Source organism: Halapricum salinum (genome assembly GCF_004799665.1).
GTDB lineage: Archaea > Halobacteriota > Halobacteria > Halobacteriales > Haloarculaceae > Halapricum > Halapricum salinum.
This window is the reverse complement of the sequence record NZ_CP031310.1, coordinates 667,978-685,864: the sequence shown is the minus strand read 5'-3', so window position 1 is coordinate 685,864 and position 17,887 is coordinate 667,978. Positions and strand designations below refer to the sequence as shown.

Here is a 17,887-nt window from a genome sequence, read left to right as displayed (position 1 = left end):
ATTCCGGAACACTCAAATGGTATTAGGCCGGCCTAAAAAGTATGGGCGACGGAGACCGAGTACCCGCGGGTGCGCCAGCGGGATGAGCGACGAGTCTCGCTATCTCCTCGCGCTCTACCGCGAGGAACGAGCGCGGTCGCCGCCGCTGCCTCCGGGCCGGATCGCGGAGCGGTTAGACCGCTCGCCAGCGGCGGTCACGGAGATGCTCCAGCGGATGGCTGACCGGGGACTGCTCACCTACGAGCCCTACGAAGGCGCGACGCTCACACCTACTGGCCGGGCGCGCGCTGGCGAGTACTACGAAACCTACGTGGTCCTGGTCCAGTTTTTCGAAGAGGTACTGGAACTAGACGACACCGAGGCCGAGGCACACCAATTCGTGGGCGTCCTCAGCAAGACCGTCACCGATCGGCTTGCGACGACCCTCCTCGACACGGAGGACTTCGCCGAGCGACCGCACTCGAGACGCCAACAGTCGGAGACGACCTGACATCGTTCGAACCGCATCCTTTTTCTTTAGGCTAGCCTAAAAATGGACAATGACAGTTGGGACGCAGTCACGCCCTGGTACCGATGTGGAAGGAGCGTCGGACGAGCGACCGGAGATCGCCGTCTGTGAGAGCACGCCCGGGAGGTCCGTGTTTCTCGAATCGGACAACACCGACGGGTGGATCGCCAGCGACACGACGATCGAGGTGCGACGATGAGCGATGCGGGGGCGGGCGACGTCGAGCATCGGGACGACGAGCGGACGCTCATCCGCCAGGGTCGAGACTACGAGGAGACGTTTCGGCTCGACGCCAGCGAAGCCGGGCAGTTCCTGATCGATCTCGGCGAGCAACTGCAGACCGAGGACGAACTGACGATCACGACCGACGAGTGGAAACTCCCGTTCGCGTTCGGCGAGCCGGTCGAACTCGAAATCGACTTCGAGGGCGTCGACGAACCGGAACTGGAGATCGAACTGGCGCTTCCGGGTCGGACCGACGAAACCGCGCCGAACGTCGAATAGAAGGGCGGTTTTTACTGCGTGCCGCTCAGTTGCCGGTGACGAGCGTGTCGTCTTCGAGGTAGTGATCGAAGTGGTGGGCGTCTTCTTCGATGACTTCGAGCTGTTCGCGAAGGAGGTGCGCCGTCGTGTGGTCGCCCAGCCCTTCAGCGAGTTCGATGTGATCGCGGTAGCTCTCGATGATGTCGCCGTATATCTCCAGATCGTTTTCGAGCGAGGTCCGGATGTCGTAGACGTCCTCGTCCTCGGGCTCGACGGTCGCGTGTTCCGAGAGGGCGTCCATGCTGGCGTGGGGGACGCCACCGATCGCCTGCAGACGCTCGGCGACCTCGTCGGCGGCCGCCTCGACGTTCTCGTAGGCTTCCTGCAGGAAGACGTGGATGTCGCGGAACTCCGCACCCTCGACGTTCCAGTGATGTTTGTGGAGCTGGTGGTACAGCACGTACGCGTCCGCGAGGTCGGTGTTCAGCGCTTCGATGATCTGTTCGGCCTTTTCGCTGTCGAGTCGGAGCGGGTTCTCCTCGACGGTCCCTGCCTCCTGACGAACGGTCTTCTGGGTGCTCATTACAGTTTTCTGTTCGCACTCCGTCCTCTTATATCTTTCAGACATCAAACAATTTTTCGCACGGCCTAAATTTATGCGGGTGGCTTTCCACGGTGTGAGTACTATTCTATGACGCCCTCTGACGGAGGAAACAGTGGTTGCGTGTGGCTGAGCGAGCAGGCGTAGTGGCGAGCATACGCCGAGCGAACGCGAGGCGTTTTTCCGTCAGAGCTTCGCTCTGACGACGTCCACGTCGCTGCACTCCGTGGACCACCGCGAGCGCTCTACCGAGCGCGAGCGGCCTTTTTTCCCCATGTTTTTGCCGCGAGTGGTACCCACAGGGCCGAAGGCCCGAGGATACCCGAGCGGGAAAAAGTGGTGTCGCAGAAGCTAAACCCCGGGCGGCCGAGGCTGAGTCGTATGGCGACCTCGCTTCCTATCGCGATCATCTACGGGATCTACCTCGGCGTGCTGACCGGGATCATCCCGTCGCTGGTCGCGGGCACACTGGGGTTTCTGTTCAAGTACATCACGAACGTCACCCTTCCGGGGTTCGGTGTGGTCGTGCTCGCGGTCGCGCTCGCGGGGATCAACGGCGGGCTGCTCGCGCTGGCGGACCCGACGATCCTGGACTCGGCCAACGCGCCGACGATCATGACCGGCCTGCTCGTCGTGATGATGATGTCGCTGTACGCCCACGCCAAGGGCGACCAGCTCGGTGCGTCAGTCCCGCGACGAATCTCGTTGCGCAAACTCGGCGAGCAGACGCTCTCGACGGATCTGGTCGACGTCGTCGCCGGACGCAACGAGATTCGGATCCACGTCGTCGGCGAGATCGAGGACATCGAAGGCTACCCGCCGCTACCCGATGACCTCCGGGCGAAGCTCCGCGACACCGACTGGCGCTTTCCCGCGGATCTGCAGGTGTCCGAACTCGAATCACGGCTGGCCGAGCGTCTCCGCACCGAGTTCGATCTCGGTGACGTGACGGTTTCGATCGACGAACGCGGCCGGGCGACTGTCGCGGCCGCGCCACCCTTTTCGGGCCTGTCCCGCCGCGTCGAATCGGGGCGACGTGCTGTCTCGGTCGACGGCCTCGTGCCGACTGGACTCGCCCGCGGCGACGTCGTCACGGCGATCACCGACGGCGCACAGGTTCGAGGTCAGATCGTCAGTGCGCGCTCCTCGGAAGCCAGCGCCGAGACGCAGCCCGAGCCATCCACCGAGTCGAAGGGCGAGGCCGGTGAGCCCGAGGTGACCCCGCCGCCGTCCCGCGCACCGACGACCAGCGGCGGGGAGGGTCAGGCGACTATCGCTGTCTCGCGAACGGACGCGGGTCCGTTGCTCCGCACCGACAGCGCGAAGCTGGTCGTCGAGTCCCAGGGTACACGCCACGAATACGAGGTACTCTCGTTGCTGCGCCGCTCCGGGAAGCGGTTTCGGCGGCTGACGGTTCGGGCTGGCGGCGCGCTCGACGGCATCTCCATCGGCCTCGCCAAGCCCAGAGAGAACTACGACGTCGCTGTTCTCGTCGTCCGGACGGCGAGCGGCTGGCAGTTCGCGCCACCGGGGACCACGACGCTGGCGGCCGGTGACGAGTTGTTCGTCGTCGGGACGAGTGCCGCACTGGACCGGTTTGGGGAGGTGGTCGCGTGATCGCCCTCCAGACGATCGAAGTGACGGGCGAGGTGCTGCGAACGGTCGCTCGTGCCGGCGGCCTGGCGATCGGTGCTGGTCTCGTGGCCGGGATCTGTGCGTTCGTCTATCGCTGGTACGCCGACCAGCGAGCCCCGCTGGGGCTGGTCGTCCTCGTCGGTTTGAGCGTGATCGCGATCGATCTCAACACGCGGGTCGCACTCGGCACAGTGATCAACGAGGAGGCGGTCGTCGACGTCGGGACAGTCCTCTATCACATCGGCGTCATCGCCGCGGGCGCGTTCGCCAGCGCGGCCGGCCAGCGGGCCGGCGACCGACTCGCAGCCGACGTGTTCGCCACGACCGGCGTCCCGACGATCTCCGGCGAAGTCGGACGCGTCGTCAAGGCGGTCGGGCGAGTGCTCACCGTCGAGATGCCCGCGGAGATCGACGACATCGTCGGCTACGATCCCGTCTCCGAGGAGACCAAAACGAAGATCGCCGGCGAGTCGTTCATCTTCCCGCGGCGACTCACCGTCGCCGAGCTCCGCGAGCGCCTGACCGCCCGCCTGAAGGCCGACTACGGTGTCGGCCACGTCGACGTCGAACTCGACGACGAGGGGACCGTCACCTACCTCGCGCTGGGCCGCCGGGCAGCCGGGATCGGACCCACACTCCCACCAGAGAGTGCGGCGATGGCGATCCGGGCCGACCCGGCCTACGCGGCCGGCGCGGGTGACATCGTTCAGATCTGGCGCGGTGACGGCAGCGAACGGATCTGCAACGCCGAGGTTCGGGGAACCGCCGGCGAGATCGTCACGGTCGCGATCGACGCGGCCGAAACACCGAAACTCGATTCCAGCGAGCGCTACCGACTCGTGACGCTGTCGGTCGACTCCAGGCCGGATCGGGAGTTCGCCTCGTTGCTCCGGGCGGCCACGGAGACGCTGGGCGTCGTCGAGATCGATGCTGGAAGCGCCCTCGATGGAGCACCTGTCGGCTCGCTCGACGTGACCGTGATCGCTGTCTCTAGCGTGGTCGCCGACGAGCGCGTCGAGACGATCCCCGACCGCGAACGCGTTCTCGACGCCGAGGAGTCGATCTACGTGCTCGCGACGCCGGAGGCTCTCCGGAAAGTCGAAGCCGCAGCGACGACGCCGGCGTAGCGGAACGCTCTTTGTGTCGCGTCGCCGTCATCCAGCTATGCACTGGAAGCTGTTCGCCAATCTGGCCGAGGTCACCGACCAGAAGGAAGTCGTTCTCGATCTCGATTCGGGCGCGACCGTGGCCGAGGCCCTCGACGCGCTGTTCGAGCGCTACCCCGAACTCGAAGCCGAAGTGCGCGAAGACGGCGAACTGGCCGAACACATCCGGCTGCTCGTCGACGGCGCTGATCCCTTCGAAACTGCCGCGGGGTACGAGACGGTACTCGACGCAGACGCCGAACTCGCGCTCTTTCCGCCCGTGAGCGGTGGGTGATACGGTCGGTTGTAAGTCTGTTCCTGATTGACCGCACGAGCCGTGCGATCATACTGGTAAATCGTTACAACCGACCGTATGAACGGGTAGCTTTTCTCCCGGCGGCGATAACGCGAGGGTATGCTCCGGCTCGCGGTCACGACCCAGGCCGAGACCTTCGAGCGCATGCGTGACCCGCTGGCCGACCGCGGAATCGAGGTCGTCGCCGTCCAGCCCGAGGAACGTACTCTCTCGCTCTCGGAGCCCGACCTTCCCGACGCCGACGTCGGCTTCGTCTATCCCTCGCGGCTCATGGAGGGCGGCGTGATCGACGCCTTCCTCGACGTGCCGTGGGTCAACAGCCGCGAAGCGATCCTCCGGTCGCGCAACAAGGCCGACGTGCTCACGCGTCTCTCCCAGGCGGGGATTCCCGTCCCCGCGACCACGTTCGTCTCCAATCCCGTGAGTGACGAGGCCGTCGCGGCCGCTGCCCGGCAGTTCGACCCGCCAGTCGTGATCAAACCCAACTCGACGACACGTGGGACTGGCGTGGCGAAAGTCATGGATCTGGATTCGCTGCTCGGCGTCACGGATTATCTCGACCTCGTGCACGATTACAAGGCGACTGGGGATCGGTCGTATCTCTTGCAGGAGTACCTTCCGGACGCCCGCGATTACAGGGTCATGCTCGTCGACGGCGAGTACGCCGGCGCGGTCGAACGACGATTGCCCGCCGAGGATCGCGAGCGCGGCCAGTGGAAGCACAACGTCCACCGCGGTGCCGAGGCGACGGGTGTCGACCTCGACGCCGAACTCCGCGATCTCGCCGAGCGCGCGGCCGAGGTCTTAGACGTCGACTACCTCGGCGTGGACCTGCTGGTGACCGACGATCGGGCCGTCGTCAACGAGACGAACGCTCGGCCGACGATCGATTCGGCGACGAAGTACGAAGAGGGGTTCTGGGACAATCTGGCTGGACTGATTCGGGAGGCGGCGGAGTCGTAGCATACGGCGACCGAAGGGAGCCGTTTCACTCCGCGTGAACGAAGTGAGCGCGGAGGTGCTTTTCCCCAGGTTTTTGCAAGCCGAGAGGGACGCCGCGGCGTCCCTCTGTCTGCTCGCGGGTTCGCCCGCTCGCATGGTCAGAGGGAGCTTTGCTCCCTCTCTAGCCGTGCGAACGGGCGCTCCGCGCTCGTGAGCAGAGAGTGGTGACCGAACGCAGTGAGGTCACCCGACGCAGTAAAAAGTGGTTGCGGGAGGACGTAGCATGACCCTTTTTCACGACACTGGCCTTCGGTCCGAGTATGCAACGGCGCACACTCGGCTCGACCGGCATGGACTTGACAGAGATCGGCCTCGGGACCTGGAACGTCGGCCCGGTCTGGGGCGACGTCGCCGACGAGGATGTCACCGAATCGATCAACACCGCGCTCGATTCGGGCTCGAACTTCGTCGACACAGCCGAGGTGTATGGCGAGGGCCGTGCCGAGCGACTCATCGGCGAGACCCTCGAGGATCGCGAGGACGCGGATCGGATCTTCGTCGCGACGAAAGCCCGGCCTGACGAGGACGGCCGCCACTCCGAAGCCGGCCTGCGCGAGTCCGTCGCGGGCTCGAAAGCCCGCCTGGGTGTCGACACGCTCGATCTGCTCCAGCTACACTGTCCCGAAACGGCGGCGTTCTACGAACCCGAGACCTTCGAGGTGCTCGAAGACCTGAAAGACGAAGGCGAGATCGCCCACGCGGGCGTCAGCGTCGAGAAGGTCGAGGAAGCCACCAAGGCCATCGAGTACGACGTCGTCGAGTCCGTCCAGATCATCTTCAACCCGCTCCGCCAGCGCCCGGCCGAACGCTTCTTCGAACGCGCGAAACACGAAGATGTCGGGGTTATCGTCCGCGTCCCGCTGGCGTCGGGGCTACTCGCGGATGCCATCCACGACGTCGAGAATCTCGCTGAAGACGATCATCGCCGGATCGCCGCCGAGGAGGGCGTCGACGCCGGTGTCGGCCGCAAAGGTGGCGAAACCTTCGCCGGGGTACCGTTCGAATCCGGCCTGGACGCCGTCGAAGACATGCGCCGGCTCGTCCCCGACGAGGCGACGATGGCCCAGTTCACGCTGCGCTGGGTTCTGGACTTCGACGCCGTCACCACTGTGATCCCGGGTTCGACCTCGCCCGAGCACGTCCGCGAGAATATCGCGGCGGCCGAACTCGCTCCTCTCTCTCACGAGACGCACGGCGCGGTCCGGGATATCTACGAGGCGCACGTCCACGACTTCGTTCATCACCGCTGGTAAGGTACCAACCTACCACTTCAACTACCAAAACACGCTTCAGAAATCACTTTTGCCGGTACGAGACGTAGCATCGACTGTCTCGAATGACTGATGTCCAGCAGTCACTCGCCGCCCTTCGTCGTCGCCTCTCGCCGGGGCCGATCGGCGGTTACTACCTCTACATGACTGCGGGCACGGTCGGCATGTGGGCACCGATCTGGGTCGTCTACCTCCGATCAGGGGGATTGAGCTACGGCCAGATCATGACGCTGGACGCGATCTGGTGGATCGGGATCGTCGCCGGCGAACTCCCCACCGGCTTCGTCGGCGACCGGATCGGCTGGCGAAACAGCCTCGTCGTCGGCCATGCTCTGACCATCGTGGGCGTGCTCACGATGGGTCTGACGACCGCCTTCCTCCCGTTGGCGGGGATCTACCTCCTGTGGGCGCTCGGGGCGACGCTGAAGTCCGGGAGTCGCGACGCCTGGCTGTACGAACTGCTCGACCGGCGGCTCGACAGCGATCAGTTCGTCCGCGTCCAGGGCCGGGGCCGAGCATTGCAGTTGAGCGCCAGCGCCGTCGGGGCGATCGTCGGCGGTGCGATCGCGGCCTACGGACTCGCCTATCCGTTCTTCGCGACGGCTGCGGTCCGCTCTATCGGCCTCGTGGCACTACTCGCGTTGCCGACGATCGCCGTCGACGCCGACGACCGACTCACCGTCGGCGAGATGCGCTCGGTCCTCGGGCAACTCGCTGCCCCCTCGCTCCGCTGGATCGTCGCGGGGGCCGCGCTCACGCTCGGCCTACTGGGCGCGATGTCGCGACTCACCCAGCCGATCAGTCTGCGCTGGCTCGCGGTCCCCCATCTGGGACTGTTGTACGCCAGCTTCACCGGCGTCGCGGCACTCGCGAGCGCGAGAGCCGACTGGATCCGAACGAACGTCGGCCTGTGGGGCTGGCTCGCGATCGGTGTCGCGGGGATGGCGACACTCTCGATAGCCAGTCTGGCCCTCCCGCTGGTCGCGATGCCGGCGCTGTTCGCGCTCCGGGGCGTTCGCGGGGCGCTCGACCCGCTCCTGAAACAGCACGTCAACGACTGCATCGGGACGACCGGCCGGGCGACCACGCTCAGCGGCGTCTCGATGGCCGTCTCGGCGGCCGGCGCACCGCTGGCGATCGGCCTCGGGCAGGTCACCGACCTCGTGGGCCCCTTCGACGCGCTGGCGGTCGCCGGCGGCGGATTCGCGCTACTGACATTTGGCGTCTGGATCGGGGGGCCGTCGATGTCGGGTCGATCGCGTCCCATCGCGGACCGCTCGACGCCGACTGACGGCAGCAGACCTAAGTGACAGCTCCTGTATATTATAGACGATGGAGTGTCCTCGATGTGAGACCGACATCGGGCACGACGTGAACTACTGTCGATCCTGTGGCCTCCCGATCGGGACGCTCAGGGACGTGGTTCGGGACTGGAACTGTCCGCGCTGTGAGGTCGAACTCGACGGACAGCCCCCGGCCTGTCCCGAGTGCGGACTCAAGATCGAAAAACTCCGTGAGCGGGTCCTGCCACCGCACCCGGAGTCGTCGACGACGGCCGGCCGCCAGGGGGAAACTGGGCAGACACAGCACGAGTCAAGCCAACAGCCGTCGGAGCCGGCTACCCAGCAACCGACGGTCGGTGCGCCGGCGTCGGGGTCCGCTGGAGACACCTCCAAGCGGGCGACCGAACAGCCTCAGGGCGGGCAACCGACCCAGCAGTCCGGGACACGCGATCCTCAATCCGGCACACCTGAGACTCGGCCGGGTACTTCCGGGCGACGAGCAGCCTGGACCCAGAGGAATCGGCAGGCACAGCAGTCGCTCGCGGCGGCGCGTACCTCTCTCGAACGTGTGCCAGTCGTTCCGGCAGTGCTGGCCGGCGTCGCGGCGTACGCCCTCAATTTCGCCCTGTTTTTCGTACTCTTGATCGTCGAGTTCCCCGATCGGGGTGAGAGTGCCTACTACGGCGTGACAGAGTTCGCGGGCTGGTTTCTCTACAACGCCCACCAGGTCGAGATCGCTGAGACGACCTCGAGCACGAGAGGGATGACGAGCCAGACGTCCAACTACCTCGTCGAGGCCTACAGTTCCACGTCGACGACCGTCCCCGACTTCCTCTATTATCTCGTCCCGATGGTCGTCCTTTATCTCGCCGGGCTGGCTGTCGTACGCCGGGCGCGGCCGACCCCCGAACGGTGGCAAGACGGGGCCGCAGTCGGCGTCCCACTGGCCGGCGGATACGCGGCCGCGACTCTGCTCGGTGCGCTGTCGGTCTTCTCCGTAGACGTGACGAACAACTACGGCGGTGGCTCGCTGTCGATCCAGCCAGAACTACTCCCGGCGCTGTTGCTCATGGGTATCGCCTATCCCGTCATCATCGGCGGTATCGCCGGTGCGATCGGTTCCCGTGAACCGCTATTCTAGCAGACTCTCGCCGGTCATCTCGCTCGGTTTGTCGATCCTCAGGAGTTCGAGCATCGTCGGCGCGATGTCCGCCAACGTCCCGCCACTTCTGACTGTGCGCCCGCCGTCGGCCCCCTCGTCGTCGAGGTAGATGATCGGGACCGGATTGAGCGTGTGAGCCGTGTAGGGATCGTCTTCGGTGCCCATGTCGTCGGCGTTGCCGTGGTCGGCCGTGATCAGGAGGTGGCCGCCGGCGGCCATGATCGCCTCCGCGAGCTTGCCGAGTTCGGCGTCGACGGTTTCGACGGCGGCGACCGCAGCGTCGAAGTCGCCGGTGTGGCCCACCATGTCTGGGTTCGCGTAGTTGAGCACGAGCACGTTCGGATCCTCCGTCTCGATGTACTCGATGGCGGTGTCGGTGACCTCTTCGGCGGACATCTCGGGCTGGAGGTCGTAGGTCGGCACGTCCGGGCTCTCGACGATCTCGCGGTGTTCGCCCTCGAACTCGACCTCGCGGCCGCCGTTCAGGAAGTACGTGACGTGGGGGTACTTCTCGGATTCGGCGAGGCGGAGCTGGGTCAGTCCGGCCGCCGAGACGACCTCACCCAGCGTGTTCTCGGGCTGGTTCGGCGGGTAGGCCACCGGGAGGTCGAAGGTCTTGTCGTACTGGGTCATGCAGACGTAGTGGGTCTCCGGCGGCGACAGCTCGTACTCCCAATCGTCGGATCGGACGTTGTTGAGCATCCGTGTCAGCTGCCGGGCGCGGTCCGAGCGGAAGTTGAAGAAGATCACCGCGTCGCCGTCGTCCAGCGTCTCCCCGCCTTCGATCGTCGTCGGCTCGATGAATTCGTCGGTCGTCTCGCGCTCGTAGGACTCGTTGGCTGCTTCGACGGCCGTCTCGGCGTGGTGGTCACCCTCCCGGGAGACGATCGCGTCGTAGGCACGCTTGGTGCGCTCCCAGTTCTGGTCACGGTCCATCGCGTAGTACCGACCCGTGACGGTCGCCACGTCGCCAGTCCCCTGCTCGTCGATCACGTCCTGCAACTCGACGAGGTAGCCCGCCCCGCCTTTCGGGGAGGTGTCACGGCCGTCCATGAAGGCGTGGGTGACGGCCTCGACGCCGCGGTCGGCGGCCATCTCGATCAGCGCGTGGAGGTGAGTCTGTCGGGAGTGGACGCCGCCGTCGGAGACGAGCCCCATCAGGTGGACCTGGCCGTCGTGCTCGTCGGCGTAGTCCATCGCGGCGACGAGTTCGTCGTTCTCGAAGAAGGTGCCGTCTTCGATGTCGTCGGTGATCCGCGTCGTATCCTGTTTGACCACGCGGCCCGCCCCGATGTTGAGGTGGCCCACCTCGCTGTTGCCGAACTGGCCCTCGGGGAGACCGACCCGCCGGCCCGAGACGTCGAGGCGGTTGTGCGCACCAGCGTTCCAGTACGTGTCGAAGTTCGGTGTGTCCGCCGCGCGGACGGCGTCGCGTACGGTTTCGTCGTCGTTGAGTCCCCAGCCGTCCAGAATCACGAGTCCGATGTCCATATCTAAAAAATGTACTCGGAGGCGTATTAGGTTTTCATATCTTGGAGGCACTGGCAGGTGCTGGGCGGCCACGGGGAGATATTTGTAGGTGGCCCTCTTCGAGTCGGACATGGCGAACATCCTGTCTGATACGCTCGCCGAGGAACTCGTCGCGATCTCTCGGACGGGCATCGGCGACAGCCTGCGCTCGGTGATCTACTTCAATCGCTCGAACTTCGAACAGCTCTATCTCCGGGACGATCTGGAACGCGACGCCGACCTCGACACCTTCGTCGGCCACGAGTGGCGGGGCTTTCGCGACACGAACAACGCCTATCAGACCTCCGAGACGGAACTCGGGCCCTACCGTTTCACGATTCGTGCCTTCGAGAACGGCTACCTTCTCCGCGTGGGGACCGAGCGCGTCGGCGTCCTTCTTACCACGGACGACGTGACCATGCAGGACTTCGAGGAGGTCGCCGAGGCCGTCGTGCGCATCCTCAACGAACACGTCGAGTCCCGGGAACACCAGTAGCACCGCATGACACTCGACCCGGTGCACGTCGACGGGATCGCGAGACTCGCCGGCCGCCTCAGCGACGGCGTCAGCGACACCGACCACCGGGACCTCGCCGAAACGGTCTGGCAGGAGTTCCTCGACCCGCTCGTCGTCGACGGCAGAGCCGTCCTCGAACCCCTCGACGAGCAGCGCCGCCGCGTGATCGACGTCGAGGACGCCGCACTCACCGAGTCTGCATTCGAGACACAGCACGGGCTGGACTCGGGGACGATCAACCCGACGACGTTCAAGAACGGCCTCGTGCTGGACGTCGCCCAGGCCGCGATGAGTTCGGTCCCCTCCGATCTGGATCTCCACCGCGGCCGGACGGTCGTCGTCAGTGCCCACACCAACGACGCGACCATCGACGTCGACGAGGACGACTGGCAGGGCTACGACGAAGGCTACACGAAACAGCGCATCATCCAGGTCCCGCGAGTCGATCGCTACGCACAGACTGTCGTGCACGCGCTCGCGCTCTACCTCGCCGAGAGCCACCACGCCAAACTGCAGGCCGACCTCGTCGATGACCTCCTGATTCTCGACGGACCGATCTATCCCACGGGCCTGCTGAAGTGGGCCGACCGCCACCCGGAACTGGCGGACTTGCTGCACGATCACGAGCGCCCTCGGAGTGTCATCCAGAACTACGTGGACCTCGTCGAGCGCTTCGTCGCCAAGGACGTTCCCCTGGTGGGATTCGTCAAAAACAGCGCGAGCAACGCTATCACTCGCGTCGCGCGCTCGAAGACCAACGCTCCCTGGGCCAACGATTCGGCCTTCTTCGGGCAGATCCTCGAACGACGCGACGACGACGGCGAGCGCATCACCGACACACTGACCTGCACGAACTGGTTTCGCTCGCGATTGGGCACCGATCGGGTGCTCTCGCCGCAGGGCGACGGCCTGGAGCTGGCGTTCGAACTCGATCCCGAGGCCTACGAAGTGACGTTTTTCGTCGTCTACGACCCGCGGCTCGATCTGACCTACCGGATCGAAGCCCCCTACGCCGTCACGAAAGACGAGACCGTCCGTGAAAACCTCACCCGCCACGTGCTCGGGGAAATCGCCGCCGAGCGCGGCCCGCCCCTGCCTGTGGCGAAGGCGGACGAACTCGCCCGGATCGATCGCGAGGGAAAGGAGATGCTCCGGCAGACGATCGAACACCGCTTCGAGAGCGAACGCCAGCGCAGCTACGACGACGAACGGTGGGGCGTCACCTTCGAAGACGCGATCTAGGCAGAAGAGGCGTCGAACGGGGACACGCTGAACCTTACCCGCCGAACAGTCCGAGGACGCCGCCGCCACTGTCGTCTTCGTCGTCCTCACTCTCGTCGACCTCGTCCCCGGAGGGGAACCACTCGGTTTCTTCCTCGACGATCGTGTCGACTGGCTCGCCGTTGAGAATCCGTTCGAGCGCGGTCGCGAGCCGGCGGTAGGCTTCCGCAGCGGGACTGTCAGGGAAGTTCAACACGAGCGGCTCGTTCGTCGTCGCCTCGCTATCTTCCGGGATGACCGCGAGCAGCGGGTGGGCGACCTCTCGCTCGACCTCGTCGATCTCTTCCTGTGCCTCTGCCCGGGTGAGGATCGCACCGATAACCTCGCCGTCGACGCGCTTTGCCAGCTGGGCGGTCTTGCCGGCGTCACCGATCGCGACGCTGTCGGGCGTCGTGACCAGCAGGACGCTGTCTGCCAGCCCCAGCGGCACTGTCGCTTCGTGGCTCAGCCCCGCTCCGGTGTCGATGAGGACGACGTCGTAGGCGTTCGAGAGCGTCTTGATCACCTTCCGGAGCTTGGCTGGGTCCGCGTCCGCGAACGCTTCCAGGCTCTGTTCGCCCGGTACGAGCGTCACGCCACCGGGGCCCTCCGTGAGGGTGTCGCTGATCGCCGCGCGTTCGGCCAGCACCTCGTGCAGACTGGTGTCGTAGTCGATCTCGAGCATGGCCGCGAGGTTGGCCATCCCGAGGTCGGCGTCGACGATGACCACGTCGTATCCGGCGTCTTGCATCGCGACACCGACGTTGACGGCGGTCGTCGTCTTCCCGACACCGCCTTTGCCACCTGCGATCGTGAAGACGTGTCCCGTCATTTGGTCTGTTTGGGTACAGAGTTGGCACCCATATAAAGCCGTCCGTCCAGTGTCAGTCAGCAGGTACGTCAGGCCGGCGCACGCGGTCGTAGCATACTTACGGTCCATCGGACTAGTAGGTCTCAATGAGTGAGCAGGACGCCGAGCAATCTGATCGGCAAAAATACGAGTTCCAGAAGGTGATCGAGGAACTCCAGGACTACCGCGGCTCTGGAACCCAACTGGTCACCATCTACATCCCCGAGGACAAACAGATCAGCGACGTCGTCGCCCACGTCACCCAGGAGCACAGCGAGGCGTCGAACATCAAGTCCAAGGAGACCCGCACGAACGTTCAGGACGCCCTGAAGTCGATCAAGGACCGACTCCGGTACTTCGACGTCTATCCGCCAGATAACGGGGTCGTCCTCTTTTCGGGCGCTGTCGACGCCGGCGGCGGCCAGACGGACATGATCACGCGCGTCCTCGAAAGCCCGCCCGACCCCATCGAATCGTTCCGCTATCACTGCGACGCGGAGTTCCTGACCGAGCCCCTCGAGGACATGCTGCTGGACAAGGGCCTCTTTGGGCTCATCGTGCTGGACCGCCGGGAGGCAAACGTCGGCTGGCTCAAGGGCAAGCGCGTCGAGCCCGTCAAGTCCGCCTCCTCGCTGGTCCCGGGCAAACAGCGCAAAGGGGGTCAGTCCGCCCAGCGATTCGCCCGGCTCCGACTGGAAGCGATCGACAACTTCTATCAGGAGGTCGCGGGGATGGCCAACGATCTGTTCGTCGAGCAGCGCCACGATCTCGATGGAATCCTCGTCGGTGGTCCCTCGCCCACGAAAGACGAGTTCCTCGACGGCGACTATCTCCATCACGAACTGCAAGACATGGTGCTGGGGAAGTTCGACGTCTCTTATACCGACGAGTCCGGCCTGTACGATCTGGTCGATGCCGCAAGCGAGGTCCTGGCCGAACACGAGATCCTCCAGGACAAGGAGGTCATGGAGGAGTTCTTCAAGCAACTACACGACGGCGACAAGGCGACCTACGGGTTCGACCAGACGCGCCAGAACCTCAACATGGGTGCGGTCGAAGAACTCCTTCTCAGCGAAGACTTGCGGAAGGATGCCGTCACTTACGAGTGTCCCAACGGCCACACCGACTACGAACTGATAAACCGGAACGCAGACACCGAGGCCCACGATTGTTCGACCTGCGGCGAGACCGTCTCGGCCGAATCGGCCGAACGCGAGGACGCGATCGAGCACCTGATGGAACTGGCCGAACAGCGCGGCACGGAGACGGTGTTCATCTCGACGGACTTCGAGAAGGGCGAGCAGCTACTGACGGCGTTCGGTGGCGTCGCGGGCATTCTGCGGTACTCGACTGGCGTGTAAGGATCGCGTGCCGGGACCGGGCACGCGAGGGGTGTGGATTCGGGAATCGGGCCGACAGCCAGCACGTCGCTGAACAGGGCAGATTCGCGTTCGCGCTCGGGGGATCGTAGCGGTTCTGACACCGCATCTATTTGCTCGTCACGATAGTATAAAACGAACTAGCCAAAGTAGATAGGCTAGAGCAACTGTTCGAGCTGACGGCGACGACCTGCCAGGTCGACGTGGCTGTCGACAGTCTCGTCGCTGGCCAGTCGATCGACGACGAGCATCGGGTCGGCTCCCGCTCGCTCGACGTGTTCGAACAGCGCTCCGATCTCCGAGCGGTAGAGGGCGAATCGATCTAGCAACCCCAGCGCCAGCACCATCGGCACTGCTGCGTCGGGATTGGAGGGGAGTGCGTCACTGATCCGCTGGAAGTCGGGCGTCTCTGCGGGCGGGTCCGTCACTGGAGACAGCGCGAGACAGTGCGTGCAGATTCCGACACCCGGCTCGTCACCAGGAAGATACTCGGTGAGATCGTCCGGCACTGCGAATCGAAGTACGGCGTGACTACACTCGGGGCAGTCCATACGAGGACTGCGACCGCAGCGCGTAAAAAGTCAGTCGTCCGGCTGCACTGCCGGCCGACATTCTCAATCGTCGGCCGTGACCGGCTCGGCTTCGGCGGCTTCTCGCTCGGCGCGCTCTTCTTCCTCTTTCTTGTCTTTGATCTTCTTCATGCGGAAGATCTCCTCGCGTTCCTGCTCTTCGAGTTTCTGCTCGATGTACTCCTTGTTGGTGTGGAGCTCCGGCAGCAGTGTGAACTCCAGAGCGTTGACGCGACGCTTGGTCGTCTCGATCTCTTCGAGCAGTTCCTTCATCGCGGTCTCGACCTCCGCCGCGAGGATTATCTGTTCGAGCAGCTCCTCGTAGGCGTCGGCGGCCTCGTCGATCCGCGCGGAGGTCCCGAGCACGCCGTAGCCACGCTGGTCGAGGTTCTTGTGGACGCTCGTGGACTCGATCTGCGGGACGACCACGCCCATGATGTTTTTCGACTGGGTGGTGATCTCGGGGTGGTTCTTCAGCGCGGCGGCCGCGCCACGCACGGCGACGTCGCCGTCCATCGCCCGGGCCATGTTGATGCGATGCTGGGCCTGCTCGTAGGTGTCCTCCAGATCCGACCGGACGTCCTGGGCTTGGTCCAGGATGTCCATGAACTCCATGATGAGTCCGTCGCGTTTCTTCTCGAGGGTGTCGTGCCCACGCTCGGAGAGCTCGATCCGGTCCTCGATCGCCATGAGGTTCTTCCGGGTGGGTTTGACGTCCTTGGCCATTACGCGAGGTTTCCGGCTACGCCGACTTACACCTTTCCACTTGGCCGGCTGGTACTATGGAAACGGTGGCTGATGGCAAAGAGGTAGAGGATGACCACGCCCCCGACCACCAGCGCGAGGAAGTTGGCCATCACCAGGTCGATCAGAAACCCGCTCCCATAGAGGAGCAACGCGAGCCCGTGTGCCCACACTTCCATCGACAAGAGCCCGATCATGACGAACACGTGCAGGATGCTGATCCCGACCACGACCAGGCCCAGCAGTCCCCCGATAGCACCGGACTGAAGTAGTGCGAGTCCACCGAATAGCCCGAAGAGACTGCCGATAAACCCCAGTCCGGCGATGATCTTCACCCCTGGCGGTGCGGATCTGGTGGTCTGCGTCGACGATTGCGGTACCGGGTTCGCCGCTCGGAAGTGCTGTCCGTGGCCTGACTGCCGTTTGATGTTCGGTCGCATCGTACCTCAGTCTTCAGAGAAGCGGTTGGTAGGTACTACCCTGATAGTATCGCCACCATCGAAACTATAGGTACTACTCTGATTTTTTCGAGAACGTCATCGCCGTCCGCGTACTCGCGTCTGGGTGTGCTCGGGGAAACACTCGCTGACGACGTCTTCGCCGTGTTCGTCGGCGATCAGTGCCCGGATCTCTGTCTCGTAGTCGCCCTTGGGAATCTGCTCGCTCGGGCCAGTCTCGACGTCGAGATGACTGTCGACGAGTCGATCGACGGCTCTCCGGCCGAACCCTGACAGCGGCGCGAGGTAGTCGATCCCGTGGCGGTCTTCGAGACTCTGGGCAAAGGCTCTGGGTATCGTCGGGACGCGGTCGTCCCGGCGGGTGCCGTCGGCGACGGCGTCGTACTCCAGGCCGGCGACGACTTCCAGTGCGTGTTCGTGGAGGTCTTGAATGCCGTGGCGTGGGAAGCCGTCGGCGACGATCTGTTCGGTCGCGTCGTGGACCACCTGCTCGTCGAGTTCGACTGCCTGGAAGGGGAAGCCGACCGATTCGGCGGCCCTGCGGGCGTGCTCGGCGCTGTCGGTCACGCCGGCGGTCGCACAGACGAGCGTCACGTCGTAGAACGGATCGAGTAACAGCGCCGCCAGCGTCGAGTCTTTCCCGCCGCTGAAGCAGACGGCCGCGTCCATCACCGGTGGCGGATGTTGAAGCTCTTCGAATCGGGCGTGAGCTCTTTGAGCAGGTCGCGCATCTGGTCTTCGTCGATCTGCTCGCCGCCGAGGCGGCCGCTCTGGGCCAGCGCGACGACCTGCTGTTCGACCTTCTCGGCGACGTCCGGCTTGGACATCTTGACGGTGTTCAGTCGCTTGCGCGCGCCGTCGCTGAGGTGCTTACGGAGGACGGCCTTGCGCTGGGCCTCGGCCTGTTCCTGCTGTGCCTTGCGGGCCTCTTGCTGCCCCTCGCCGCCGGCCTGTTCGCGCATCTGTTCCATTTTCTCCTGTCGGAGCTTCTCCAGTTCGTCGTCTGATGGCTCGCCACTCATGGTACGTGGTAGTACTGGCCGCGCCACTGAAAGCCTTACTACTACTAAGCCCTCGCGGCGAACTGGCGTTCGCCGCTCGCCCTTAGTATTCCGCCAGGACCGCCTTGCGGGAGCCGCGCCGATCGGCGCGGCATCCGCGTGGGTTACGCCGACGCTTTCTGTAGCCGCTCGCG

21 protein-coding genes are annotated in these 17,887 nt (G+C 64.8%); 13 read left to right on the top strand and 8 right to left on the bottom strand.

Features of this window, described 5'->3' with window-relative positions:
* Positions 1-82: 82 nt before the first annotated feature.
* Genes DV733_RS03335 through DV733_RS03330 form a run of 3 tightly spaced genes read left to right on the top strand, consistent with a single transcriptional unit; the run spans position 83 to position 1,012 of the window.
* The gene (locus DV733_RS03335; protein ID WP_049993778.1) at positions 83-490 is read left to right on the top strand and encodes a metal-dependent transcriptional regulator; all 408 of its coding nucleotides are present in this window, start codon (positions 83-85) and stop codon (positions 488-490) included.
* Positions 491-539: 49 nt separating this feature from the next.
* The gene (locus DV733_RS17230; RefSeq protein WP_170178682.1) at positions 540-707 is read left to right on the top strand and encodes a hypothetical protein; all 168 of its coding nucleotides are present in this window, start codon (positions 540-542) and stop codon (positions 705-707) included.
* Positions 704-1,012 carry an amphi-Trp domain-containing protein gene (locus tag DV733_RS03330; protein ID WP_049993777.1) on the top strand — a complete coding sequence of 103 codons (309 nt, stop codon included), beginning with the start codon at positions 704-706 and terminating at the stop codon, positions 1,010-1,012. The genes DV733_RS17230 and DV733_RS03330 overlap by 4 nt, the downstream gene beginning before the upstream one ends.
* A 25-nt stretch (positions 1,013-1,037) precedes the next feature.
* Here the strand turns inward: DV733_RS03330 and dpsA are convergent, their stop codons facing one another.
* Positions 1,038-1,574 (bottom strand): DNA starvation/stationary phase protection protein DpsA, encoded by a 537-nt coding sequence (gene dpsA, locus DV733_RS03325; protein WP_049993776.1) that lies wholly within the window; start codon positions 1,572-1,574, stop codon positions 1,038-1,040.
* A 399-nt stretch (positions 1,575-1,973) separates the two neighbouring features.
* Here dpsA and DV733_RS03320 point away from each other — a divergent pair, with 399 nt between their 5' ends.
* From DV733_RS03320 to DV733_RS03290, 7 genes are all read left to right on the top strand, one after another.
* A complete protein-coding gene (locus tag DV733_RS03320) occupies positions 1,974-3,209 on the top strand; it encodes a potassium channel family protein (RefSeq protein WP_049993775.1) in 1,236 nt (411 codons plus the stop codon).
* Positions 3,206-4,354 (top strand): hypothetical protein, encoded by a 1,149-nt coding sequence (locus DV733_RS03315; RefSeq protein WP_049993774.1) that lies wholly within the window; start codon positions 3,206-3,208, stop codon positions 4,352-4,354. Before DV733_RS03320 ends, DV733_RS03315 begins: the two co-directional genes overlap by 4 nt.
* Positions 4,355-4,391: 37 nt before the next feature.
* Positions 4,392-4,667 carry a ubiquitin-like small modifier protein 1 gene (locus tag DV733_RS03310; protein WP_049993773.1) on the top strand — a complete coding sequence of 92 codons (276 nt, stop codon included), beginning with the start codon at positions 4,392-4,394 and terminating at the stop codon, positions 4,665-4,667.
* Between the two features lie 120 nt (positions 4,668-4,787).
* Positions 4,788-5,651 (top strand): ATP-grasp domain-containing protein, encoded by an 864-nt coding sequence (locus DV733_RS03305; RefSeq protein WP_049993772.1) that lies wholly within the window; start codon positions 4,788-4,790, stop codon positions 5,649-5,651.
* Between the two features lie 299 nt (positions 5,652-5,950).
* On the top strand, positions 5,951-6,943 hold the full coding sequence (locus DV733_RS03300) for an aldo/keto reductase (protein WP_049993771.1): 993 nt from the start codon (positions 5,951-5,953) through the stop codon (positions 6,941-6,943).
* An 83-nt stretch (positions 6,944-7,026) separates the two neighbouring features.
* A complete protein-coding gene (locus DV733_RS03295; protein ID WP_136342272.1) occupies positions 7,027-8,271 on the top strand; it encodes an MFS transporter in 1,245 nt (414 codons plus the stop codon).
* A 22-nt stretch (positions 8,272-8,293) separates the two neighbouring features.
* Entirely contained in the window at positions 8,294-9,385 is a 1,092-nt protein-coding gene (locus tag DV733_RS03290) for a zinc ribbon domain-containing protein (RefSeq protein WP_049993769.1), read from the top strand.
* Here DV733_RS03290 and gpmI read toward each other — a convergent pair.
* Positions 9,377-10,897: a 2,3-bisphosphoglycerate-independent phosphoglycerate mutase gene (gene gpmI, locus DV733_RS03285; protein WP_049993768.1), complete on the bottom strand. Its 1,521-nt coding sequence runs from the start codon at positions 10,895-10,897 to the stop codon at positions 9,377-9,379. The two genes, DV733_RS03290 and gpmI, sit on opposite strands and share 9 nt — an antisense overlap.
* 109 nt (positions 10,898-11,006) lie before the next feature.
* On the opposite strand from gpmI, the gene DV733_RS03280 reads away from it, so the two are divergent.
* Complete coding sequence (locus DV733_RS03280) at positions 11,007-11,411, top strand: DUF7522 family protein (protein ID WP_049993767.1); 405 nt, start codon at positions 11,007-11,009, stop codon at positions 11,409-11,411.
* A gap of 6 nt (positions 11,412-11,417) precedes the next feature.
* Positions 11,418-12,674 (top strand): DNA double-strand break repair nuclease NurA, encoded by a 1,257-nt coding sequence (locus DV733_RS03275; RefSeq protein WP_049993766.1) that lies wholly within the window; start codon positions 11,418-11,420, stop codon positions 12,672-12,674.
* Between the two features lie 34 nt (positions 12,675-12,708).
* On the opposite strand, the gene DV733_RS03270 is transcribed toward DV733_RS03275, so the two are convergent.
* Entirely contained in the window at positions 12,709-13,524 is an 816-nt protein-coding gene (locus DV733_RS03270; RefSeq protein WP_049993765.1) for a MinD/ParA family ATP-binding protein, read from the bottom strand.
* A 125-nt stretch (positions 13,525-13,649) separates the two neighbouring features.
* Between DV733_RS03270 and prf1 the strand changes: the two genes are divergently transcribed.
* Entirely contained in the window at positions 13,650-14,903 is a 1,254-nt protein-coding gene (prf1, locus tag DV733_RS03265) for a peptide chain release factor aRF-1 (RefSeq protein ID WP_049993764.1), read from the top strand.
* Positions 14,904-15,079: 176 nt separating this feature from the next.
* Here the strand turns inward: prf1 and DV733_RS03260 are convergent, their stop codons facing one another.
* The 5 genes from DV733_RS03260 to DV733_RS03240 form a co-directional block, all read right to left on the bottom strand.
* A complete protein-coding gene (locus tag DV733_RS03260) occupies positions 15,080-15,472 on the bottom strand; it encodes a DUF6276 family protein (protein WP_049993763.1) in 393 nt (130 codons plus the stop codon).
* A gap of 63 nt (positions 15,473-15,535) precedes the next feature.
* Entirely contained in the window at positions 15,536-16,216 is a 681-nt protein-coding gene (locus DV733_RS03255) for a V-type ATP synthase subunit D (RefSeq protein ID WP_049993762.1), read from the bottom strand.
* Between the two features lie 26 nt (positions 16,217-16,242).
* Complete coding sequence (locus tag DV733_RS03250) at positions 16,243-16,674, bottom strand: hypothetical protein (protein WP_136342271.1); 432 nt, start codon at positions 16,672-16,674, stop codon at positions 16,243-16,245.
* Positions 16,675-16,770: 96 nt separating this feature from the next.
* Positions 16,771-17,361, bottom strand: coding sequence for a DUF7411 family protein (locus DV733_RS03245; RefSeq protein ID WP_049993760.1), 591 nt, complete (start codon positions 17,359-17,361; stop codon positions 16,771-16,773).
* Positions 17,361-17,714 carry a DNA-binding protein gene (locus DV733_RS03240; RefSeq protein WP_049993759.1) on the bottom strand — a complete coding sequence of 118 codons (354 nt, stop codon included), beginning with the start codon at positions 17,712-17,714 and terminating at the stop codon, positions 17,361-17,363. The genes DV733_RS03245 and DV733_RS03240 overlap by 1 nt, the downstream gene beginning before the upstream one ends.
* Positions 17,715-17,887 lie beyond the last annotated feature (173 nt).